The organism is Pseudoalteromonas sp. SG43-3 (assembly GCF_014164385.1).
GTDB classification, from domain to species: domain Bacteria; phylum Pseudomonadota; class Gammaproteobacteria; order Enterobacterales; family Alteromonadaceae; genus Pseudoalteromonas; species Pseudoalteromonas distincta.
The window spans coordinates 350,657-374,744 of sequence record NZ_JACJFC010000001.1 but is presented as its reverse complement, the minus strand read 5'-3'; the positions used below and the strand labels follow the sequence as shown (position 1 = coordinate 374,744).

Here is a 24,088-nt window from a genome sequence, read left to right as displayed (position 1 = left end):
AAAAATAGCAGGGGCGTACGCGCCCCTCTATATCAATCTCATCGCTTAGATTGAAAATAATAAAGGATACCACTATGAAAGAATTGCAAACCGATGTTGTTGTTATAGGCGCTGGCACTGCTGGTTTAAGTGCTTATCGTAATGCTAAACAGTTCACACAAAATGTATTAATGATCGAATCAGGCCCATACGGCACCACATGTGCACGTGTTGGTTGTATGCCAAGCAAGTTATTGATTGCAGCCGCCGAAGCCGCACACGCAATTGAAATGGCACCTGCATTTGGTGTTCATAGCTCAAAGCCTGTCATTGATGGCAAAGCAGTTATGGCACGCGTTAAAAGTGAACGAGATCGTTTTGCAGGGTTCGTAGTAGAAGCCGTAGATGAATTACCAGATGGTGATAAAATTCGTGGTTACGCTAAATTTTTAGACGCAAACCGCGTACAAATAGACGACCATACAATTATTACAGCAAAACGCTTTGTAATTGCCACCGGTTCACGCCCTTCATACCCTGGCGTATTTAATAACTTTGGTGACAAACTTATTATAAACGACGACGTATTTGATTGGGATGACCTACCAGAATCAGTCGCTGTATTTGGCCCTGGTGTAATAGGTCTTGAAATTGGCCAAGCACTTAGCCGACTAGGCGTAAATGTAAAACTATTTGGTGTAGGCGGCGCAATTGGCCCACTTACAGATCCAGTAGTAAAAGACTACGCAAATACTGTTTTTGCTGAAGAATTTTTTGTAGATACCGACTCAAACGTATCTGACATGATGCAAGTTGGCGACAAAGCACAGCTAACTTACACCGACAAACAAGGTGAAAAACACACCGAACAGTTTGACTACGTACTTGCAGCCACAGGCCGAGTACCTAACGTAGATAAACTAGGCCTTGAAAACACAGGCATTGAACTTGATGAACGCGGCGTACCGCACGCAGACACACATACAATGCAGTGTGGTGAGTCAAACATATTTATAGCAGGCGATGCAAGTAACATGCTCCCATTGTTACACGAAGCATCTGACCAAGGTGCTATTGCAGGTCAAAATGCAGGGCGCTTCCCAGATGTACGTATAGGTCTGCGCAGAGCAAAAATTGCAGCTGTATTTAGCGACCCACAAATAGCAATGGTAGGCGAAAGCTACAAGCAAATTACTGACCGATTAGGCCCATGCGGTTGTTTTGAAGTAGGCGAAGTAAGCTTTGAAAACCAAGGCCGTAGCCGAGTAATGCTTAAAAACAAAGGTCATATGCGTGTATATGCAGAGCAAGGCACAGGCTTATTTTTAGGTGCAGAATTTATTGGCCCACAAGCCGAACACATCGCTCACTTATTAGCTTGGGCTGTACAAAACAAAATGACCGTACCAGAAATGCTTGATATGCCATTTTACCACCCAGTAATTGAAGAAGGGTTACGTACCGCCCTTCGCGACTTAAACGCCAAACTTAAATTTGGCCCAGACATTGTAAATTCATGTATGGAATGTGGTCCAGGCGCATAACCTATTTGCCACACATACAAACTTGCTAAGCAAAAGCCAAAACTAACGTTTTGGCTTTTTTTTATAATTTTTTTAAGCTAACCTCTCAAAAAAAAATTTAGCTGTTACACTTAATTGATAATTCAATTAAAAAGATGGAATAGCTATGCCCAATAATAAATTTAGACTAGTCACTCGCAGCGATTTTGATGGCTTAGTTTGTGCCGTATTGCTCAAAGACTTAGACCTAATTGACGATATTTTATTTGTTCATCCAAAAGACATGCAAGATGGCAAAATAGACATTACCGAAAACGACATTACGACCAACCTCCCCTACGTTGCAGGCTGTCATATAGCATTCGATCATCACCTTAGCGAAACCGTTCGCAACTCAAGCGACATAAAAAACCATATTATTGACCCAAAAGCCCCATCAGCAGCTCGCGTAGTTTATGACTATTATGGCGGCGCTGAAAAACTTCCAAATATTTCTGTTGAAATGATGGACGCGGTAGACAAAGGCGATGCTGCTCAGTTTTCAAAAGACGAAATATTAAACCCAACCGATTGGGTATTAATGAACTTTATTATGGATGCGCGAACTGGACTTGGCCGTTTTCGCGAGTTTAAAATTTCAAATTACCAATTAATGATGAAACTGATTGATGCGTGTAAAGATCAGAGCATCGAAGAAATCCTACAAATGGAAGACGTAGCCGAACGTGTTGCTTTATATAACGAGCATAACGAAAAAGCCAAAGAGCAAATTTCTCAATGCGCTACCGTCCATAAAAACTTAGTGGTCCTTGATTTAACTCAAGAAGAAACAATTTACGCCACAAACCGATTTGTTATTTATGCCATGTACCCCGACTGCAATATCTCGATTCATAAAATGTGGGGCCTTAAAAAGCAAAATGTAGTGTATGCCATAGGTAAATCAATAACTAACCGCAGTTCAAACACCAATGTTGGCGAACTGTGCCTTAAATACGGCGGCGGCGGCCATTTAAATGCAGGTACTTGCCAAGTAGAAACAAGTAAAGCTGAAGCCGTGCTTAGTGAGTTAATCGATAAAATTACTAGTGATGGTTAAGACCTAGCTAACAAAATTATAAAGTGAGTGGATTTATATTTACTCGCTTTTTTATTTATAAGAACTTAACCAGAAAGTTGATTCTTTGCTAACGCCTCACGGATTAGTTATTAACGCCTTAAGTTTCCAAGAACAGCATTGAACTGTATTAGTTCAGACAAGATTACGATCATTTTGTATTTTTCACTTAACTTTACAAAGTAGACCTTCCCTAAGCACTCTCCTTCCCAATACTCGCTTATAAACAACATCGGATATAACTTACAACTCCTAACTATAATGTCTCGAAGTTTATTTATATGCATAGCAGCATATAAATTTTAGCGTATGTGTAGTAACTTTTATTCTTTCTGATAACCTAAACGGAAATTGGTTTACCACTATAATTTGCAGTAAATAACAATGAAGTTGAAACCTTTAATTCTCACCGCTCTTTTAGTAATGACTCTCATTACATTTCATAGCAATGCGCAAGAGAGTCGTTGTACAAATTATGGCTCTGTTATTTCAAGTCTTTATAATTCGATAGAGACTCTAAACGTCAAAAAATTAAAGGCAATAAACGAACATTTAAAAAATCATTGTGTTCATAACAATATTGAAACTCACCTTTTATTCAGTGAGTTAACAATTGCTGATGCTGAAAAAGATAGAAATAACATAGAGCTTATTAGAAACAAGATTACAGCCTTAAATATTTTAGATAAAAGTAATCCTCGCTTTGCATGGCATCTATACGTAATGGCTCAAAGTTGGTTTTGGGATTCAAAGACTGGAAAAGCAATTGCATTACTTAGTGAATACAAATCCTATTTTATAGGTGAGCCAAAAAACTCTATTGAAGTTAGAGCTTTATCTTTAATAGGCGGCTATTTTGATAATGCCGAATCGAGCATAGAAAAAGAAAAAAATACCTATTTTGATAAAGCTGAGATTAAAGCAAATGAAATTGGTGATCCTGAATTAATATTATACGTTAACTTTAGAAAAGGCAGCGAAGCCTATCCCGATTTAAATACTGATAGTGCTGTTGAATATAAAAAGAAAAGAGATAAATGGGTTAGCATGCTAGATTCAGTGGATTCTTGTGTAACCAAAGCTGAAGTATTACTTTATTGGGGGTACTTGGAGATTGAAGACAAGAACAAAAGCTTATCAACATTAAAAGAGGCTATCCAAATATTATCTGACTTTGGCGTCACTAGAACGGCATTAGACGGCTCCATATTATATATTCAATTATTACAAAGTTATGGTGAATTGTCAGAAGCTGAGTCCATGATTAATAAATTAATTGAAGACCACTATAGCTTAATGGACGACTATCAGATAAAAAAGTTATATGAATGGCTTTTTGAATTTAGTAAGTCACAAAAACGATTCGAAGATGCTATGAAATATAAAGATAAGTATTACGAAAACTTACTTAGTGAAGACGATAAGAGCCAAAAAGAATTAGATGAATTACTCTCTGAATATAAAGTTGAAGAGCAAAAAAGCGCAAACAGAATTTTAGAACAGTCGCTTGAAGTAACTAAATTAGAAAAAGAAAATGAAAAACAAAAAAATTATATTTTAGTTATGTTTATTATCACGTTATCGATAACTGTACTTTTGCTTTCACTCATTGTTTACCGGAGTCAAAAATCTAAAAATGAACTGAGTAAATTAGCAATGATTGACGTGCTAACTGGTGCGCCAAATAGACGAGCAATTACCCTTCAAGCAACCAAAGAATTAGCAATTGCTCAACGCAAATGTCAAAATTTAACAATACTATTGGCTGACTTAGATAACTTTAAATCTATAAATGATATTTATGGGCATGATGTGGGGGATTTTGTGCTAAAGAAATTTGCAGATATTGCTTCAGAAAATATTAGAGCAATGGATAAATTTGGTCGCTGGGGAGGTGAAGAGTGGTTATTTATCCTACCAGCTACTTCAATTGAAGAAGCAAAAAATTTATTTGAGCGTCTTTCAAGTAAATTATCCAAGGTTGAAGTCGATGGTCTTTCAAATATAACATTCTCAATGGGAGCAGTTGAACTTTATAGCAATTCTGATTCAGATTTAAATTCATTAATAAGGAAAGCCGATGATAAGTTATATATAGCTAAAAAATCTGGTAAAAACAGAGTTTGCTTTGCCCCAAAATAGCTAATTAAGAACTTTACCTTATGTGCGGTAAGAAAATATATATCGATGACAAAACTGACTTTCAGCTTGGATACACAATTATCCAAAAGATAGTAATTTGAACGGCAGCTTTTTACTTTTGAGCGAAAGTTTCAAAGATTACTAAAGAACTAAAGTTGGCCAAACAAGTAGCTAGTATCGCTTAGTTTTGGATAAAGATTAAGTCTTTGATTTAATTGGTAGCCCCTGCAAGAATCGAACTTGCAACTGCCCCTTAGGAGGGGGCCGTTATATCCATTTAACTAAGAGGCCACAAATAAGCTGTGTGCTTAGAGGTGTGAATTATAACGGCATCTGGTTTTTTATATCAAGCGACAACTGAACTTAATTACTTGATAAGTATATATCTTCTTTATTTAGTACATAAATTGGGATTAGTTTTCGACTACTCGCGACGATTTTTTTTGTATGCGCGTTAATTACACGTGTATTTACAACAACAGCATCTCTGCGATAAATTAATGTACCCGCTAATACATGGCTCGCCATTTGCTCTTCGCTAAGCTTTTCAATATCACGCGAGAAAGCAAAATCACCACGGCTATTTACATCTATTGTTTGGGTTGTTTTAAAATCAACCACGCCATAACCAAACTTTTGTAACTGATGAATTAATGTTTCAGAAATTTGATTACCCAATTGATTACTTTTAGTAAGCGATGAATCAAGATCTACTAAGGTAGTAACGGCAATATTAATATTGGTGTCGGTATCACTTTCAAACTCAAGCGTATCAACCAAATCAAGTGCCATTTGCTCTACATAGTTAGCAAGTGTTTTATGGTGCTGAAGTGGTGTAAATTGATTGCCGTTAGCATCGTCTTGAGTTGATTTTTGCTCAGCTGTTTTAAGCATGCTTGCTAGGTCATAATTTACTTGTGTGGTTGAAGATGCATTCATTTCAGCACTTTCATTATTTTGAGTAAAGGCACAACCAGTTAAATTAGCTAAAGCAAAAAAAACGATAAAGCGGTTTAATAATTTACTATACATAATTATCTCACTTGCTTGCTTGTTTTAACATTATGCCATCAGTGCGATAGCTACTATTAAGCGCATCAACAACCGACTGTGGAATAAACCCTTGTGCAGAACCGACTACGGCCTTACTTTCTAGCCCAACAATACGTGCATTAACAAGTACACCCCCTTGATGGTTTACAAGCGTACCGGCTAGTACATACTTAAAGTTTTGATCTTGATTTAGCTCTAAATAGTCGCGACTAAATACAAAGTCGCCTGTTGAGGTAACGCGCATATAATCAGTTGTTTTAAAATCAATAACGGGTACACCAAAGCTGTGTAATTCATGCATGAAGCTTTCTGCAATTTGATTCCCTAGTAAGCTACCATCGTTGTAGTCTTCATCTAAAAAAATAAAACTCGAAACAGCTAATGGTGTTTGTTCACTTACGTACTGTAAGTTTTCAACCATGTCTTGCATTATGCCGCGCACATAATGGTTAATATTTTTACGCATTGGCGGTGTTGCTTTTGTGTAGTTATCTTGTGGAGCCATTCCTGACTGAAATAAGTTATCGTCAGAAACAGGCGCTGCAACGTCGCGTTGGTTACTCACCAGTTGATTGCTTTGCTCACTTTGTGGTGTTGCGGTGTCTGTATTCATTGTGCCTAGTATTTGAGAGCAACCAAAGCCCAGTGGTAAGCATAATGTAATTAATAGGTTTTTCATTTTGTGCTCCAAATTAGTATTCGCTTCGGTATAAAAGTCCGTCACGCTGCTGAATTTTCTCATTGCCCCACATTACATTAATTGGGATCTCGGTACTTCCCGCAGAGAGCACCTGTTTATTTTCTATATTCACAAGCCGTGCATTAACTATGTATGCATGCTGCTGGCGAGTCACTGTTCCTGTGATAACCAAGTCAATATTTTGGCGATTACGTAATTTACCTAAATCGCGACTTAAAATACTGTCTGAGTTTTCTGATAAAGAAAGGTTATTCCCAAGTCTGTACTCAACGGTGTGATAACCTAGTTGCGTAAATTGCGTAAGCAGACTTTCTTGGATCTGCTGACTTAAGCCTGAGGCCTGCCCTGTCACTAATTTTGTATCTAGTGCGTCTGCATAGAAGAAGCTACTAACGCCAACACGTGCATTAGCATTTAACGCTCCATTTAGGTGGTTAAGTTGCGACGTTAAATTCACTACATAATCATTAACCGTAAAAGGAGCCATGGCCGCTTTAGGTGCATTTGTAGGCACACTTGGTTCTGGTGGTGGCACCAAGTTACAAGCAGCTAAATTTAAAAATAATAAAGGCAGTAAAAGGCGCATAATTGCCATCCTCTTCAAAACATACTGAGGATAAAGCAATTTGTATGCCGACTTAGCTATTGTGCGATAAAGGGCTGATCTACGTAATAGCTAACTAAACAATTTATATTTTGGCTCTTTAATTTTAGACAGTCAGCCATAGCGTTTTTTTTGTCTATGTATGCGCCTAGCTTTAAACGGTTATACATAACTCCTTTTACATTTATTGTTTCAACATTCATCACAAAGTTATCGCCTAGTAAGCTAGGAAGCTTTTTTTGTAGTTGCCTAAAAGCTAAAGAGAGTTGTTCTTTTTGCGTTATTGAAAGCACTTGTAAAGCAAATTTGGGATTAACTGGTTTTGTTAATTGTAAATTGGAGCGATTAATTTTGTTGGTATTAACGATTTCTGCTTTTATTACTGGTGCGTATTTCTGCTCATTTTCTTTTGCAATTGTATTAAGTTGCGATATTAGTAAGCTTAAGTCTTCTTCAATAAGTAATAAGCGCGCAAGTTCAGGCCTCATATTTTGCCACTGCTGGGAGCTCATTTTTAGAGCTTCAAGTTCTTGCTTTGTTATTTTTACGTAGCTTTTTTCGTCAGCTATTTCCGTCTGAGTAATACTATTATCAATTGCTTTATTATTCGCACAACCATAACTTAGCAACATTGCACTGATTAAAAATATACATTGAACTCTTTTCATCCTAATTCCTTTAATGGAGTATTTTATGTGTTTCAACAACACACTTTAATCCTTGCGCTTTTACTGAGTCGCATACAGAAATAAGCTCTGGCGAACTGTTTGTTGCGTACGCTAAGGCTAAAATAAATTTATTTTTAGCTTTATCATGCATATAAAAAGCTTCTTGCTGCTCTATTCGTGGTGCTATTAAACGGTAATAAATTTTTAAGATATTTAACGAACTAAAACTTCCTGCATTGGCAATGCTTCCAGTTGTTGCACTGAGCGCCTTTAACGTTAAATCAACGCCCATTACTACATCTCCTTGAGGCGATAAATTAACTGTTATATTTTGAGTGTTTTTTAGCTGCTTGCGTTGTTTATATTCATCATCAATTACTGCTTTATACTGCCCCGGTTTAAGGTCTGTAAATAAATAATAGCCATCATATGCTGCTTGAGTTTGTGCAACTTGATCCCCTTTCTCATTCAACAGCGCTATATTTGCAAAGGGTTGGATCTGTGTTGTATCACCTTTTTGTTGATAAACAACTCCCTCCACTTCACTGGCATTATTTAATGCAAAATCCATATACTCTACAAAACCAGCCCTTGGGGTAATAGAAAAACCCTCGTTAGCTGATATTAAAAACGGATCTTCAAAACTATTTCTATCAAGTATTATATCTGTTGTACGATTTGCTGGCATTGAAGTTAATAGCGCAACGCCGTGTTCGTCTGTAATTGCTTGACGATAATTGTGAACGCCTTTTACTTTTACGCCGGCAACGCCGTGCTCATCATCATCCATAATACCGTTATTATTTTGATCTAAGAATACGCGTAACATTAAGCTACCCGTGTTAGTTAAGCTGCGCTTAGAGACAAAATATGTATTGTGTTCAACATCAAACCCTAAGCTAAAACGACTATAAATACCGAGCCGCCAATCATCGTTACTGTTGTAGTTTAAGTTACTCATTAAACTAAACTTGTCGCTTTGCCAATTGAGCCCTAATTCGGCCGATTGAATATTATTACGAAGTGAATCAGTTAAAGTCAGTTCGGCTTGTAAATCTCGGCCCAAGTTGCGGCTAAACTCAGCCTCGTAACTAACAAGCTCACTTACTGGCGATATACTATAATCTATACCAAACCTTGTGTAGGTTCTCCCAAAGCGCTTTTGAAAACGTGTTGTTCCAAAAGTACTCTTAGAGCTATCGTCTTGTTGCCACAGCAATTGGTTACTTAGTGCAAACCCTGAGTATGAGTAGTTGAACTGGTTGCGTACTTGCTTAAAACGCCCTCTAGTATCACTCTCGTCATATAGGATGTTATTTTGATAAGAAAGGCGTCCATAGGTATTATTCATTAGCCCACCAGCTAAATTTATTTGGTAGCTATTAAAATCTTGCTGCTGTTCGTCGGTACGATTTGTAGCGCTAAAAAGTAGTGATTGTTCGGCAATTTGAGTTCGGGCTGTAAATTCAAATTCTTGTTCATTATTATTATTTTTTTCAACATTCGCATTTAATAATAATCGGTCAAACAAGCTTATGTTGGTACCAAATGCATACTTAAGTAGATCGTCATCCGTATTTTTTTGACCTGATGTAGCAGTGTATACAGATATATTATCTGTAAGCCCTTGCTCATATCTACCCGCAACTTGCCAACCCTGCCCCTGCGAGCTTGAAACATTGTTATTTAGTAACTGCTTGCCTTGTTCAGTAACCGACAATTCATAGTTACCTTGTCCCTGCTTAAGTTGATTTCCGTCCACAAAGTAATAATCACTTTTACGCTCAACTTGACCTTGAGGCCCATAAAAAATAAGCTCAAAATTATTAGCTCCGAATAATAGGTTTATATTATCAAAAATATAACGCCCATCTGCGAGGCTAAGCTGCTGGTCTATTAATATTTCATTACGATACAGCTCTACATCCCAACCTGGCTGTATAGCACCGCTTAAGTTAACTTGATTATTGACTATTTTTCTATTGGTTACATTATTAGAAACTTTAACACCTCGGGCATACTGACTACTGTAGCTATTACCCACTTGCGTGGCGATAACATCACCAAAAGATATTTCAGTAGGCATGAAGCTGTTTTTTATTTCTTTGTCTAAGTTTTGCTTTGTAAACGTTAACCTAGAGTTGGTAAGTAAGTCAGTACTTCGTCCAGACAAAAAATACTCTGCAGATAAATACGCAAAGTCTTGAGTGCCTAAAAGTGAATAGTTCGTAGAATGTCTATCATCGCTCGCGGTAAAATTTAGTTGTAAGTCGGCAACCGGAGAAGATAGCGCTTTATATGGGCTAGCTTTCCATGGGAGCGTAGGTGGCGATCTCTTGTTAGGTGATTTTAGGTTGCGCGACTGTCTGTATCTTTGTTGTTCAACCGGTAAGGGGATCTCTGAGCTTATAAGTAATTCTAAATCTGGGTAATCAATATTAAACTCTAGATTTAAAGCATTATGTAAACTTTGAATATCTACATAAATATCATCTTCAATGGTAATTTGATTTTTTGCTAATAAGTAGCTCTGTGTAGGACTAGTAAATACAGCGGGTGTAACCGCTGCATTTAGAAAAAGAGGTTGTTGATTTGCTCCAACACCTTGAGCAATTCGATTGCTAGCATCAACATTCATTGCAAATTGTAGAATATCAAATAAGTCGCTTAAACTAACTTGTACACTTTGCTCGCTTTTAATTGCTGCAACTTCACCTAAGTAGTATGAGTTTAAATAAAGCGAAAGTATTAATAACTCGCCTGTGGCGATTCGCTGTTGCTGATTTTCTTTGTTTTTATAATCAATTACTTCAACGGGCTTAGTTAGCTTTAGTTCAATTGCGCGTAGTGTTGTTAAAGCATCCCCCACGGAAGAATTAGGATTAGCTATTACACTATTACTAAGCAAACTACTTATGCTTAGTAATAGTGCATACAATAAATTATTTAGCGTCATTCACAGTTAAAACATTAAGTGATTGTGAGGTTAAAGGCAGAGTGTATTGTGCAAATGTAAGGTCTTTATATTCTTGACTGCCTTCATATTTAAAAATGACTTTTCCTGCTTTATCTAAATTTTTGTCACTAAATAAACTAAGGGTTACAAACGCATTATCCACTTCTGGATAAATACTTAAATTACCAATTTCTGCAATTTTAACTTGCTCGTTATTGCTATCAACAAAGTAAGCACTTAATTTACCGTAGCTACTAAACTTACCTTCTCGTTTTATATTCAATAAAAACTGAGGACGTTGATTGCTTTCATTTAGCACTAGCTTAGCTTGTTCTATGGCAACTTCTGGCTCTTTCATGTCTTTACGTAACAAAATAGGAATGCTGTAGCTCATAATCATATTAACTTTTATTGAGCTTGTTTTATTAGTATTTTCACCAGGCAATGCTTGAAATAGAAGATGAGAGCGGTACTCACCAGAAGCTAGACCTTTAGGTTTACGTATTGCTATTTTTACTGTTTGTTTTTCACCAGGTGCTAAACGCATTTGTTTTGGTGACAAACGTGCCATTGAACTTAAACTTTCGCTTGTAGCCTCTGCCAACTGTATGTAGCCACCGCTAGGTTGCGCTTGCTTCTCACTCCATAAAACACGATATGTTTGATATTCATCCCCCGTATTAATTACGGTAACTTTAGCGGTTCGTTGACGTTCATCAAAACTAATACGGGTTGGAGAGATAAGTAAATTTGCGTATGCATTTTTTCCTAAAATACATACACTCAGTGCGAGCAGCACTACAACTTTATAAAGCATGTTTTTCCTTTAGTAATCAATCGTAATTTCTAATTGGGTGTCAGTAATAAAACTACCATCTAAGTAACTTTGGCTAGTCCCTGTCGTTATTAAACGGCCACCTACTTTGAGTAAAAGATCTCCAAATTCATCGCTAGTTTGCGTGCTTGGTAAATCCACTAATACAACCGAAAACTTGGCACTATTAGCTCCAAGTACTTCACTTTGCAATGTAGAGTCACTCATTTTATTAAACGATATTTGAGTAAGCGGAGGTAAATCGGTAAATAAAAGTTCTGCGGGATTCCCCTCAGTTAATACGTAAATACTACCAAATGTGGTTATTTCACCATTGTGGTTAATCGTGATAGAGCTTAAAGTATTATTTTGAGGGATAACTAAAGTGCCAAAATTAAGCGCTTCTTGTTGTATGCTTGCGCTATAGGCTTGCTCGCTAAACATTAACGAAAGCCAAGCAGAAACATACAAAAAGCGCATTGTTTGTTTAAACACTAATTAATATGACACTTCAATATTAAAGCTACCAGAATACTCACCATCAGGGTAATCAACACTTGATGCGTTTGATGAAGTAGAAAGAGTCGCGCCTATATTAAATGATACAGCGCCATCAGCACCAGCTTGTAGGTTAGGAGTACCCTGCGTATAAAGCGCTCCTGCATTTGTTCCGCTCGTTATAAAGTAAGTCCAAGCATCTACAGTAAAATCAGGTTCATTTAAGCCTTGGCCAGCTAAGGGTAGTATTAAAGTATTTACTGGGTCGCTAATGGTTAAAATAGAGTTTGGTACTACATCTGACACACTGAAAGCACCCGCTTCACCACCTTCAATTATTGAGATACTCGCAGCGTTACCAGTTGGATTATCTTGTGAAGTAACAGGGCTCGCAGCTGGATCAGGATTAACTGTCAGCGTTGCTTGTTCGGCGCCTAATGGATCTGAAATAGCACGAATAGTACCAAAATTTAAATCGTTATCTTTTGTGAGTACTACAGCATTTTGTACTGTTACTTTCGCTTCAAATGACTCTGTAGCAGCATAAGTGCTAAACGAGCTGACCACGGTGGCTACAGCTAATGCAGATAAATAAAACTTCATGCTAAATCCTTATAAGAAAATGGGCTTTATCAAATATTTGCCCAACTATAGTTAGTATCGACTATTAGTACAAATACTTTAATACTATATAAGTTTAAAAGGCCTAATTTATTAATTATATTGGTTTTCCGACAAAAGCAGCAATATTACATACTTGAGCAAGCTGATTAGCTAAATAACAAAACGCACTTACTTGAGCATCGTTTTTAAATGGACCTACACGTAATCCATACAAAGTCATATTATTATTTTTACGTTCAAACATAGTAAAGTTAAATTGAGTAAATGCACTGGGATATAATTGCTTAAGCTTTTCGACTCTTGCTTTAACAAGCTCAGGCTTTAAATACCAACCAAGCTGTGCTCCAATTTTAGTTTCATCTGTTAAGGTGAGTTCTGAATTTTGTAAGTTTGGTGTTTTTACTTCGGGAGTGTTATTTAGTGCCGTCGGTTCCAAATTCTGTGAAGGCTGATTACCATAGGTGATATCGATTTTACTTTGCATGAGTAAAGGAGGGTTTTCAGTTAATTCACTTTGAGACGATAACGCCATAATTAATAGCTGTAAATCATCTTCCATAGCAGTTAAACGACCAATGCTTTCTTGCTGTAAGTGCCACTGCGAAACATACTCTTTTACTTGTTTATCAGTTATTAAAGAATGCTGCACGCTCTCGTTATTTACAGTTGCGCTGCTGCATCCATATAAATAAAAAGATAAGAATAAAACTGATATTAAATGACAAGACTTCAAATACCGCATTGCAAAATGCACTCTACTAACCAAGATAATAAATCAAAGCAAATTTTGCGCCAATTTATAGCAACTTTTTAATTAAGTAGTCTATTTTAAAGTAAGAAAACCGAGTTGATAACAAAACAAAATTGCATTATTTAATTACTATCACTAGTTATTGCTGTATTGCTCTAGCTACTGCCTCCGTGCACTCGTATATCAAAATTATTAGCGATAATTGCGTCAGGTTTAATCCCCAAGATTGATTAGGTATTATTACAGATTGATATTACGTAATACGGGCTACAGCCTTACTGGCTTATCGGTGTAGTTACTTACTATACAATCGAGTTTATACAGCTTGAATACGTCACAATCTGCTTTTGCATTTTTAAAGTTTTGGTAAGAGCCTAGTTTTAGTCTGTAAAACATTTTGTCGTTTATCTTGGCGGTTTCTACGTTAGTCAATATTTTGTCTCTAAACAACGGTGCTGCTTTAGTATTTAGCTCTTGCCATGCTTTAGCCACACCTTGCTCTGAGTCAACCGAAGCTACCTGCAAAGCAAATACATGTTTTGGTTTATTTAATTTTACAGCTTGTTTTTTATTGCTGTAGTTTTGTTTAACTTGTTGGCGTGATTTAACATTACGTGTGTTTCGAGGTGAGCGTACAGACTTGCTGCTATACCCTTGATTAGACTGCGCAATAGCTTTGCTGTTTATAATATCAATATGATTTACGAGGTAAGTTATTTCTTTTTCTAATCTTAAAATTCGCTCTATACCTTCGCGTGCTTGTTGCCACTGCATTGCAGCATCTTTTAGCTGAGCAAGCTCCAAGGCTGTAATTGAGACGTAGTCAGGCGAGTTACTTTGAGGTTGTTCGTCAATGGTTTTTATTTCAGGCGTAACGCTGCATGCTGTGCCAAATAAAAGCATTAGCAAGCTAAGTAAAAGCCCAATGTTATTTTTTTTATATATAAACATGTATTTGCTGTCCTGAAAGCAGTGTTTTCACTACATTTCAGTTAAACATTCTCACAAGAAAGCGTTTAACTTTATTTAAGCTGTGAGCTATAAAACTTAGCTCTTCGCATGCTTGTCAGTGTTTTGTAAAACACAACGTTGCATACTCCCACCCTTCCTTGAGAGCATTATTTAATACAAATTTAATGCCAGTTAACACAAACTTTACAACATAAATAACAATATGTCTGTAATGACCTAAAAATTTTATTTTTAAAGAGGCTCATTTCTTATTTTACTCTAGGGCCTGTTGACCTTTCAGGATTAAAACTTGTTCAATCTAGGGGCTATTTAATCGCGGCGCGAGGTTTGTAACCTAGTGGGCTCGATAACTGCTCCTCCGTTATTCTACTGACTTACATCCCTGTAAGAATAAGTAAAAACCGAGTAAAGCTTCCGCGTCCTGCTCACGCCCCTTACCTACATCCATGTAGGCAACAAAGAGTAAATTGCCCCGAGGCAGAACCCTTCGGGCAGCGCATGTTTGGCATCTATACTACGTTATCACCTATTTATGGGGAATAACCACACTACATAGGCTCTGCCTTGCCTAAATACCAAACAGCCTGCTGCAAATTTAACCTCGAAAGATAAACAGGCCTGATAAAACTCATAAAAAAGGCGCCGATATAGGCGCCTTTCATGATTTACATTAACTGTTAAATCAGTTTTTTAATAAATGACTTTAATTCATCAGCAAATTCATCGCGACGAAGTGCAAATTCAATAGTCGCTTTTAAATAACCAATTTTACTTCCACAATCGTGGCTACGGCCTTTTATAGCGTATGCATCTACTTTTTCGTGTTCCATTAACATCGCAATTGCGTCAGTTAATTGAATTTCATTGCCTGCTCCTTGCGGAGTTTTTGCAAGTAACGGCCATATGTTTTCGCTTAATACGTATCGACCCACTACAGCTAAGTTAGATGGCGCTTCGTCTACTGGCGGTTTTTCTACCATGTTAAAAATTGGCGAGCTTTCACCTTGTTTTAAGTCAACATCACCTAAATCAACCACACCAAACTTATCTACTTCATCCATTGGTACTGGCTCAACCATTATTTGGCTATGCTTGTTTTGCTCAAAATTAGCGATCATTTCTGCTAAGTTATCTTTTTTAAGATCGCTCTCTACATCATCAATAATTACATCAGGTAGAATAACTACAAACGGTTCGTTACCAATAATAGGCGCAGCACAACTAATAGCATGGCCTAAGCCTTTTGCTTCACCTTGGCGTACGTGAATAATGGTTACGTCTTTAGGGCAGATTGCTTGCACTTCGGCAAGTAGTTGCCGCTTTACACGCTTTTCTAAAGTAGCTTCTAGTTCAAAGCTCGTATCGAAGTGATTTTCGATTGAATTTTTACTTGAGTGCGTTACTAACACTATTTCTTTAATGCCTGCAGCAACGGCTTCGTTTACTACATATTGAATTAAAGGACGGTCTACCACTGGCAGCATTTCTTTAGGAATTGCTTTAGTGGCTGGTAACATACGAGTACCAAGGCCTGCTACTGGGATGACTGCTTTCATTTTATGTTTTCCTTAATCTTTTATTATACTGAAAATGGATATTGAATCGCTTCGTGGCATTGATAGCCTGTTACTTCAAAGTCGTCTCGTGTTACCCACGTTTCTATGTCTTCTAATGATTTAATTTCTGGATTAATTTTTAACTGAGGTGATGCAAATGGCTCACGCGTTAACTGCACATCACGCATCAGCTCAAGTTGGTTTTCGTAAATATGTGCATTAGCAATTTTATGATACGCCTTACCCGCTTTGTGGCCGGTAATTTGAGCCACTAGCGCAAGCAACACAAAACACTGAATTTGATTAAAATTAAGGCCAAGTGGCACATCACAGCTTCGCTGGTATGACGTTAAATATAGCGTATCACCAAGTAAGGAGAAAGTGTGTGTATGCATACACGGGCGCAGGCAACCAAGCTCAAACTCACCTGGATTATAAAACGTGATTATTTCACCACGGTCATCAATGCCATTTTTTAAGTTATTAATAACTTTGGAAAGCTGATCAAGCGTTGAGCCATCTGGTCGTTGCCAACCACGACCTTGTACGCCGTAAACACGCCCCATGTCATCCTCACCTTTACGGTTAGGATTATTAAGCCATGCATTGTTATCGTTTGCGTTAGCATCCCACGTTTTACAGCCAATTTCACGAAATTGCGCAGCGCTGTCGTACCCGCGTAAATAGCCTAGCAATTCAGCAATCGCTGCTTTGTAGTAACTTTTGCGTGTAGTGATCATCGGAAACTGATTATTAGCCACATCGTATTCTAAATCAGCATTGATAACGGTTAAACAACGCGTACCTGTACGTTTATTTTCGACCCACTGCCCTTCGTCAACAATACGCTGACATAATTCTAAATATTGTTTCATGCGTTACTTCTTATTATGCTTTAGCTGTGGTTATTTGTTTAGGTTGTTTATATGCCCAAATTAATAAGCCTAAACCACCTACAATCATAGGTAACGAAAGTATTTGTCCCATTGATATAAAGTCGGCAAATAAACCTAATTGTGCATCGGGTTGGCGGAAATATTCAATACAGAATCTAAACACGCCATAACCTAATAAAAATACACCGGCTACGCTGCCTGCTGGACGTGGTTTTTTAATAAACCATTGCAGGATTAAAAACAGCACTAAGCCTTCAAAAAATGCTTCGTATAATTGCGATGGGTGACGCGCAAGCGGACCGCCCGTTGGAAATACCATTGCCCATGGCACGTCGGTAACACGCCCCCATAATTCACCGTTTATAAAGTTACCAATACGTCCAGCTAAAAGCCCTACAGGAACCAGTGGTGCAACAAAGTCGCCCACTTGAAGAAGCGACTTTTTACGCGTCCACGAAAAAATTGCGACGGCAGTTATAACGCCAAGTGTTCCACCATGAAACGACATACCGCCCTGGTCTATTCTAAATAAATACAGTGGGTTTTCTATAAAGTAGCTAAACTGGTAAAACAATACGTAGCCAATACGCCCACCTAGTATTACCCCTAACATGCCGTAAAACAGTAAATCGCTTACTTGCTCTTTAGTCCAACCCGAATTTGGCTTTGATGCTTGACGATTTGCAAACCACATCGCAAATGCAAAACCTATTAAATACATCAAGCCATACCAACGTACGCTTAGCGGTCCAACAGAAAAAATAATTGGATCAATTTGAGGAAACTCAAGTGCCATAAAAAATAAACCTTTAGCTAAAAACCATTTTAATTGCGATAACTACAAGCAGCACCGCGAAAACTTTCTTAATTGTATTAACAGGTAAATAGTGAGTTGCTTTGGCGCCAATAGGCGCAACAAACCACGAGGTAATAACAATTCCAAATAATGCAGGTAAATAAACAAACCCAGCAAAACCATGCTCTAAATCGGTAACATGCCAGCCTGCGCTGATGTAACCAATAGAGCCAAATAATGCTATAACAATTCCGCACGCGGCTGCGCAGCCAATTGCTTTTTTTATATCAACCGAAAAATAATTAAGCATAGGTACTATTAAAGCACCACCACCAATACCAATTAAACCTGATAATCCGCCCATTATCGCAGAAAATCCACCTAAAATAGGACCTGCTGGTAACGGTTTATCTGACATCGGTTTATTACGCGCGGATAGCACCATTCTTGCTGCAATAAATACAACACTTATAGCAAACACTGTACGCAATATTTGTTCAGGGATTAAACTAGCTGCAAAGCCACTAATAAGTGCACCTAAAGCCACGCCCGACATAACCCATGGGGCAATATCCCAAGGCACGTTATCATTTTTATGATGAGCCAGCGCTGAAGACGTTGAAGTAAATAAAATAGAGGCGAGTGAGGTTGCAATAGCAATTACTAATACATGATCAGCTGACGTTACATTAAATGACAGTAGCAGAGTGCTTAGAACTGGAACGATAATTAAACCGCCACCAATGCCTAGTAACCCAGCTAAAAACCCAACAATACAGCCTAGTAGTGCGCAGCTTGCGACTAACAAACCTAAGTCATACATAGTAATCTCAAATACCCTTTTAAGGTTTATATATTAAAGGATTATAAAACTAATAGCATCTGTGTATTGCAATTAATTAGGCGTATAAGCTTATTTGGGAGTGTAAAACAAATCACCTAATTTATGCTCTAGCATAAAGCTTCGCGTTAAACGTAGTACTTGTTTGGCTGTGGATTGCGCTAAGCATTCACTTAATAGTTGTTCCATGTCACTGACATTTAAACGCCTAAGTACCCATTTAACTTTATTAAGCGATGATAAATTCATACTAAGGCGCCTGTAACCCATGGCAATAAGCAAAATAGCCCCTTCAGGATCGCCGCCTAGTTCACCACACAAACTAAACGGCAGTTCATATTGCTCACATTCACGCGCTACTTTATTTAGTACCCTGAGTACGCCCGGGTGATAAGGGTTAAAAAGTTCGGCAACTCGTGCATTAGCCCTGTCTACTGCTAATAAATACTGTGTTAAATCGTTACTACCTACTGAGCAAAAATCGACTTTTTTTGACCACTCTGGAAGCATAAATACACTTGAAGGTACCTCTAGCATTATCCCTATGTCGGGTCTTTCTATGGTTTGCTCTGGGTATTTTTCACTTAACTCAAAATAAGCCTGTTCAAATAATGCAAGTGACTCATCAACTTCTTCAGTGCCGCTGATCATAGGGAGCATTATTTTTAGATTGCCTAAACCAATATTGGCTTTAAGCATCGCTTTTAGTTGATCTAAAAATAACTCTGGGTGATCAAGGCTAATACGAATGCCACGCCAACCTAAAAATGGGTTTTCTTCGGTAATGTTAAAGTAATCGAGTACCTTATCGCCCCCAATATCCAATGTACGCATAACCACAGGATTAGGATGATAGCTAGTTAGTACTTCTCGGTACCAATTTTCTTGCTCTGATTGCGAAGGAAACTGACCCTTTTGCATAAACCACGCTTCGGTTCGATAAAGCCCCACACCGTCACAAATATGCGCGCTACTTTGCTCGGTATTAAGCTCAAGGCCTGCGTTTAATAATAAGCTAACATGCTCACCGTCAAGCGTAATTGATTCTGAGTCTTGCTCAGCTAAAAAGCGGTTATTAAGTAGGTTATCTTGATGCTGTAACTCTGTGTATTCATCCATCAACATTTGCGAAGGCGATATATATAAACGCCCAGCAAATGCATCTAAAATCATCGGTTTGCCATTAAACTGCAGTAGAGGTAAATCTTCTATACCCCAAATGGCAGGGATCCCCATCGCGCGCGTTAATATAGAAGCATGGCTATTTGCAGAGCCATTTACGCTTACAACGCCTGTTAAGTGACCTTTTGGCACCTCAGCTAGCATGGCGGGTGTTAAGGTATTAGCAATTAAGATAGTGTTGGCCGGATAATTTTTAACAGCGTGCTCGGTATTTACAAGATGGTGTAATACGCGAAGACCAATGTCTTTAACGTCAACAGCACGCTCTTTTATATAAGGGTCTTGCATGGCATTAAATTGAGATATTAAACGCTCTATTACAATTTTTAGGGCGCTTTTAGCACACCAGCCTTCTTGTAATTGCATTTCAACATTATGCCCTAAACTTTTAGCGTCAAGCAGTTGTTGATACACATCAAATACCGCAAGAGCTTCGTGCGGAATAGAATCGCTTAGCGTCATAGATAGGGTATTAAATTCTTTGCGCGTTGCAGCTACAGCTTGTGTAAACAAACGGCGCTGCTCAGTAACGTCACTGTCTTTTAAAAGCTCAATAGATTTAAAATCGAGTTTTGGTAATACAACAAATGCTTGCCCTATACCTATTCCAGGCGCGCTCGATACGCCTTTTAAAACAGACGTTTGATGAGATGACTCATCTTGGCGGAGTATTTCTTTAATTTCAGCATGCGCTAACTGTGAAGCAAGCTGGGCAGAAAGCGTTATTAAAAACGACTCTTCGTCTTGGCTAAATACACGTGCCATTTTTTGTTGAACAACAATAACACCCAGTACTTTTTTTTGATGAACAACGGGTACAGATAAAAAAGCGTTGTAGCCTTCTTCGTTTACTTCGGGGGAGAGCTTAAAACGAGGATGCGATTTAGCAAATGCAATATTAATAGGTTCTTCGCGTTGCGCTACTAGGCCAACTAAACCTTCGGTAAAACCAATTCTAAACTTACCTACCGCATCGGGGTTTAGCCCTTCGGTTGCCATAAGTACAAAATTGTCTTGGCTGTAATCTGCAAAATAAATGGAGCAGCACTGGGTTTTCATGGCATCTTTAACCATTTGCACAAAGCACACTAATGCGCTGTCTAAATTCGCTTGTCGCGATACAGACTCCGCAATAGATCTCAGTGTAGCCAGCATACCCTGCTCCTTTATTGTATCGAGAAATTACTACCTTTTACTTCGCCAATGATCTTTATGTTGTTCTCTCTTATTAAAAGGCATGGCGAAAGGAGCAAACTCTTTCATTACTCGTCGATAAACATCCCGTTTAAACGATACAACCTGTCGTACAGGATACCAATAACTTACCCAGCGCCAATCATCAAACTCTGGATGATGGGTTTTAAGTAAATTTACATCTTCGTCTTTACAGCGTAATTTTAGTAAAAACCATTTTTGTTTTTGCCCAATACACACCGGACTAGAGTCTCGGCGGATTAATCGTTTGGGTAATTTATAGCGTAACCAATGTTTTGAGCTTGCGACTATTTCTACATCTTCTGGTCGCAACCCTACTTCTTCGTGTAATTCACGGTACATGGTTTGTTCTGCAGTTTCGCCATCATCAACACCACCTTGGGGAAATTGCCAAGAGTGTTGACCATAACGTCTGGCCCAAAAAACCTGTCCCTGATTATTGCAAATCACAATTCCGACATTGGCACGAAAACCTTCGGCATCAATCACCTTAGTGCCTCATTTGTAAGTCGATTTTTAATGATTGTTCCACATTAGCCGCAATACGGCAAATACTATTATACCCAAGCCAATTAGTGAGCTAAGTTTGAGCTTTTAGTATGTTGATAAATTAATAGAGAATAGGTAAATATTTAGAAAATAACTCAGCAAAGCTATTGCGGTTCTTGTTTTCCTCTAGTTACTCACAGTTTGTGCATAACTTTTGTAAAACACGCTCATTTTGCAAACAAATCCACAATATTAGATCTTAAAACTTAGCTTCTCCACAGATTCTGTGGATAAACATGTTCATATAGTTGTATTTATCCTTACAACTTTTAAATGGCTTAATCAAAACTGAACGTGCACATTTAAAAAAACCTGCAGAGTCAGTAACTTAAAGTAAAGTAGCTTAATTTCAATATGTGCAAAATTAACACAAACAACAAGCGAGCAAAAAACGTACAACCCTAAAGATATCCACGGCTTAGCCTATTTGCTATCATGGCTATGGTATTTATACAACCGAAATTAAGAATATGCGACCTACAAAACCACACTCAATAAACGACTTAATGCAGCGCGTTAACAGTATTGCCGGATTAACGCCAGGACAACTTGCAAACCACTACCATTTTAAAACACCTGATGACTTACTACGTGAAAAAGGCTGGACTGGGCAACTCATTGAATACGTACTAGGCGCTACTGCAGGCTCAAAACCCCTCCCCGATTTTGAAGATTTAGGAATTGAGCTAAAAACACTGCCTATTTCTTATAAAGGTAGGCCACTGGAAACTACGTTTGTATCGGTTACACCTTTAATGAACGTGACAGGAATGACGTGGCATACCAGCTCTGTGCGTAAAAAACTAAATCATGTTTTATGGCTGCCAATTTTAAGCGAACGTGATATTGCGCCGTTTGACAGAACTATCGGCAGCGGCTTTTTGTGGCAGCCTTCACCTGAACAAGACGCTTTGTTACAACGCGACTGGGAAGAGCAAATGGAGCTAATTGCGCTAGGTAGAGTCGACGAAATATCAGGCCATTTAGGCGATGCTATGCAAATACGCCCCAAAGCTGCTCATAGTAAAATAGTCACTGATGCTATTGGCCCAAATGGGCAAATAATTAAAACCCTACCCCGTGGTTTTTATTTAAAAACCAGTTTTACAGGTGATATTTTAAAGCAGCAGTTTCAGCTATGAGTGCGTAAGAAGTTAAAGCATGAGTAAAGCGTTATACTTTTGTGCTCCACTCTTTAGTGCTGCGTACATCAACAAGCTTAAAGCATACAATTTATTTTCATCTCTTTGGAAAAAGTATCAGGCATAAAAAATCCCCGCATAGGCGAGGATTTTATCATCTAAAATTAAAAGTTATATTCTATGTAAAATAGAATTACTGACCTTTAACTTCTTTAAGACCGTTGTACGGTGCTTTATCACCTAATTGCTCTTCAATACGTAGCAATTGGTTGTACTTTGCAACACGGTCAGAACGGCTCAGTGAACCTGTTTTTATTTGACCTGCAGCAGTACCCACTGCTAAATCAGCAATTGTTGAATCTTCAGTTTCACCAGAACGGTGAGAAATAACAACAGTAAAACCAGCATCTTTAGCCATTTTGATTGCAGCTAAAGTTTCAGTTAAAGAACCGATTTGGTTAAACTTAATTAAGATTGAGTTAGCAATACCGTTGTCGATACCACGTTTTAAAATCTTCGTGTTAGTTACAAATAAATCATCACCTACTAATTGGATTTTATCACCCATTAGTTTAGTTTGGTGTGCAAAGCCATCCCAATCAGACTCATCAAGACCATCTTCAATAGAAACGATTGGGTACTGATTAGTAAGATCTTGTAAGAAGAAGTTAAATTCTTCAGAAGTGAATTTTTTACCTTCACCTTTAAGATCGTAGATGTTTGCTTCTTTGTCGTAAAACTCAGATGCAGCACAATCCATCGCTAAAGTAATATCTTTACCTAGCTCGTAACCTGCGTTTGCAACAGCTACTTTGATTGCAGCAAGAGCCGCTTCGTTAGATGCAAGGTTAGGTGCAAAACCACCTTCATCGCCAACCGCTGTTGAATGACCATCAGCTTTAAGCACTTTAGCAAGGCTGTGGAATACTTCAGCGCCCATACGTAGGCCTTCGCGGAAGTTTTTAGCGCCAACAGGTTGGATCATGAATTCTTGAATATCTACAGAGTTATCTGCGTGCTCACCACCATTGATGATGTTCATCATTGGAAGTGGCATAGAGTAAACACCTGGTGTGCCATTTAAGTCAGCAATATGTTCATAAAGCTCAACTTTTTTAGACTGTGCAGCTGCTTTCGCAGTTGCTAGTGATACAGCTAAGATTGCGTTTGCACCTAATTTTTCTTTATTTTCGGTACCATCTAAATCTAGCATCACTTTATCAACAGCGTTTTGATCTAATGCATTTTGACCAGCTAAAGCATCAGCAATTTCTTTATTAATATAACCAACTGCTTTTAATACGCCTTTACCTAAGTAACGTGATTTATCACCGTCGCGTAACTCTAATGCTTCACGAGTACCAGTAGATGCGCCTGAAGGTGCTGCTGCACGACCCCAAGAACCATCTGCTAAATGTACGTCTGCTTCAACAGTTGGGTTACCACGCGAGTCCATAATTTCGCGACCGATTACTTTTACGATTTCTGACATCTTGATTCCTCTATATTC

21 protein-coding genes and 1 tRNA gene are annotated in these 24,088 nt (G+C 38.1%); 4 read left to right on the top strand and 18 right to left on the bottom strand.

Features of this window, described 5'->3' with window-relative positions; all coding sequences use genetic code 11:
- The first annotated feature begins 74 nt into the window (after positions 1 to 74).
- The 3 genes from H5157_RS01790 (at position 75) to H5157_RS01780 (ending at position 4,761) form a co-directional block, all read left to right on the top strand.
- Positions 75 to 1,523: a dihydrolipoyl dehydrogenase gene (locus H5157_RS01790; protein WP_182672506.1), complete on the top strand. Its 1,449-nt coding sequence runs from the start codon at positions 75 to 77 to the stop codon at positions 1,521 to 1,523.
- 145 nt (positions 1,524 to 1,668) lie between these two features.
- A complete protein-coding gene (locus tag H5157_RS01785) occupies positions 1,669 to 2,601 on the top strand; it encodes a hypothetical protein (RefSeq protein WP_002961341.1) in 933 nt (310 codons plus the stop codon).
- A 402-nt stretch (positions 2,602 to 3,003) separates the two neighbouring features.
- A complete protein-coding gene (locus tag H5157_RS01780; RefSeq protein WP_182723995.1) occupies positions 3,004 to 4,761 on the top strand; it encodes a GGDEF domain-containing protein in 1,758 nt (585 codons plus the stop codon).
- A gap of 216 nt (positions 4,762 to 4,977) precedes the next feature.
- Here H5157_RS01780 and H5157_RS01775 read toward each other — a convergent pair.
- From H5157_RS01775 to rppH, 17 genes are all read right to left on the bottom strand, one after another.
- Positions 4,978 to 5,052, bottom strand: a tRNA-Arg gene (locus H5157_RS01775).
- A gap of 72 nt (positions 5,053 to 5,124) precedes the next feature.
- On the bottom strand, positions 5,125 to 5,793 hold the full coding sequence (locus tag H5157_RS01770; protein ID WP_182723994.1) for a FlgO family outer membrane protein: 669 nt from the start codon (positions 5,791 to 5,793) through the stop codon (positions 5,125 to 5,127).
- Between the two features lie 7 nt (positions 5,794 to 5,800).
- On the bottom strand, positions 5,801 to 6,493 hold the full coding sequence (locus H5157_RS01765) for a FlgO family outer membrane protein (RefSeq protein ID WP_024589981.1): 693 nt from the start codon (positions 6,491 to 6,493) through the stop codon (positions 5,801 to 5,803).
- 13 nt (positions 6,494 to 6,506) lie between these two features.
- A complete protein-coding gene (locus tag H5157_RS01760) occupies positions 6,507 to 7,100 on the bottom strand; it encodes a FlgO family outer membrane protein (RefSeq protein WP_033021561.1) in 594 nt (197 codons plus the stop codon).
- A gap of 56 nt (positions 7,101 to 7,156) precedes the next feature.
- The gene (locus H5157_RS01755) at positions 7,157 to 7,786 is read right to left on the bottom strand and encodes an SPOR domain-containing protein (RefSeq protein ID WP_182723993.1); all 630 of its coding nucleotides are present in this window, start codon (positions 7,784 to 7,786) and stop codon (positions 7,157 to 7,159) included.
- Positions 7,787 to 7,796: 10 nt separating this feature from the next.
- A complete protein-coding gene (locus H5157_RS01750; RefSeq protein ID WP_259399339.1) occupies positions 7,797 to 10,742 on the bottom strand; it encodes an MSCRAMM family adhesin SdrC in 2,946 nt (981 codons plus the stop codon).
- Complete coding sequence (locus H5157_RS01745; RefSeq protein ID WP_182723992.1) at positions 10,729 to 11,559, bottom strand: molecular chaperone; 831 nt, start codon at positions 11,557 to 11,559, stop codon at positions 10,729 to 10,731. Before H5157_RS01745 ends, H5157_RS01750 begins: the two co-directional genes overlap by 14 nt.
- Positions 11,560 to 11,568: 9 nt before the next feature.
- The gene (locus tag H5157_RS01740; protein WP_024594914.1) at positions 11,569 to 12,051 is read right to left on the bottom strand and encodes a DUF4402 domain-containing protein; all 483 of its coding nucleotides are present in this window, start codon (positions 12,049 to 12,051) and stop codon (positions 11,569 to 11,571) included.
- A 3-nt stretch (positions 12,052 to 12,054) separates the two neighbouring features.
- A complete protein-coding gene (locus H5157_RS01735; RefSeq protein WP_170071817.1) occupies positions 12,055 to 12,657 on the bottom strand; it encodes a DUF4402 domain-containing protein in 603 nt (200 codons plus the stop codon).
- 115 nt (positions 12,658 to 12,772) lie between these two features.
- Complete coding sequence (locus tag H5157_RS01730) at positions 12,773 to 13,327, bottom strand: SPOR domain-containing protein (RefSeq protein ID WP_182723991.1); 555 nt, start codon at positions 13,325 to 13,327, stop codon at positions 12,773 to 12,775.
- A gap of 369 nt (positions 13,328 to 13,696) precedes the next feature.
- A complete protein-coding gene (locus tag H5157_RS01725; protein ID WP_024594911.1) occupies positions 13,697 to 14,380 on the bottom strand; it encodes an SPOR domain-containing protein in 684 nt (227 codons plus the stop codon).
- A gap of 698 nt (positions 14,381 to 15,078) precedes the next feature.
- Positions 15,079 to 15,957, bottom strand: a complete 879-nt coding sequence (gene galU, locus H5157_RS01720; protein ID WP_002958699.1) for a UTP--glucose-1-phosphate uridylyltransferase GalU — start codon at positions 15,955 to 15,957, stop codon at positions 15,079 to 15,081.
- Positions 15,958 to 15,980: 23 nt separating this feature from the next.
- Positions 15,981 to 16,832 carry a thymidylate synthase gene (locus H5157_RS01715; RefSeq protein WP_002958700.1) on the bottom strand — a complete coding sequence of 284 codons (852 nt, stop codon included), beginning with the start codon at positions 16,830 to 16,832 and terminating at the stop codon, positions 15,981 to 15,983.
- Between the two features lie 13 nt (positions 16,833 to 16,845).
- Entirely contained in the window at positions 16,846 to 17,649 is an 804-nt protein-coding gene (gene lgt / locus H5157_RS01710; protein ID WP_002958701.1) for a prolipoprotein diacylglyceryl transferase, read from the bottom strand.
- Positions 17,650 to 17,662: 13 nt separating this feature from the next.
- A complete protein-coding gene (locus H5157_RS01705; protein ID WP_002958702.1) occupies positions 17,663 to 18,472 on the bottom strand; it encodes a sulfite exporter TauE/SafE family protein in 810 nt (269 codons plus the stop codon).
- Positions 18,473 to 18,562: 90 nt separating this feature from the next.
- Entirely contained in the window at positions 18,563 to 20,827 is a 2,265-nt protein-coding gene (gene ptsP / locus H5157_RS01700; RefSeq protein WP_002958703.1) for a phosphoenolpyruvate--protein phosphotransferase, read from the bottom strand.
- A 30-nt stretch (positions 20,828 to 20,857) separates the two neighbouring features.
- Positions 20,858 to 21,376, bottom strand: a complete 519-nt coding sequence (gene rppH / locus H5157_RS01695; protein WP_002958704.1) for an RNA pyrophosphohydrolase — start codon at positions 21,374 to 21,376, stop codon at positions 20,858 to 20,860.
- 530 nt (positions 21,377 to 21,906) lie between these two features.
- On the opposite strand from rppH, the gene mutH reads away from it, so the two are divergent.
- The gene (gene mutH / locus H5157_RS01690) at positions 21,907 to 22,578 is read left to right on the top strand and encodes a DNA mismatch repair endonuclease MutH (RefSeq protein ID WP_182723990.1); all 672 of its coding nucleotides are present in this window, start codon (positions 21,907 to 21,909) and stop codon (positions 22,576 to 22,578) included.
- Positions 22,579 to 22,771: 193 nt separating this feature from the next.
- Here mutH and eno read toward each other — a convergent pair whose 3' ends face one another.
- Positions 22,772 to 24,070, bottom strand: a complete 1,299-nt coding sequence (eno, locus tag H5157_RS01685; protein ID WP_002958706.1) for a phosphopyruvate hydratase — start codon at positions 24,068 to 24,070, stop codon at positions 22,772 to 22,774.
- Positions 24,071 to 24,088: the final 18 nt, after the last annotated feature.